Annotated in this window: 1 protein-coding gene; it reads left to right on the top strand. The window is 62.0% G+C overall.

The window, feature by feature from the left end; all coding sequences use genetic code 11:
- Nucleotides 1-242, top strand: a 242-nt coding sequence (locus tag ACN6NG_RS30075) for a hypothetical protein (protein WP_474317573.1), incomplete at both ends; no start/stop codon positions are given.

Here is a 242-nt window from a genome sequence, read left to right as displayed (position 1 = left end):
GTCGACGGCGGCTCCCTGACTGTGAGCATCACCGGTACGAGCGTGCCGGATGGTCGCTCGTTCGAGAACCTGGTGCTGACCAAGCCTTCGGCCAGTGTCGAAATCAAGGACACGCTGACCGAAGTCGTGGCCAAGCTGACGGCTACCGAGCAAGTGACCGAAGGCGGCAACATCGTCTACACCGTCACCTTGACCGGCCCGACTGGCTTGCCGATCAACAACCACGGTGCCCTGACCTTCAC

It is taken from the genome of Pseudomonas sp. TSO6 (genome assembly GCF_056098905.1).
This window is presented reverse-complemented; position numbering and strand designations above follow the sequence as displayed.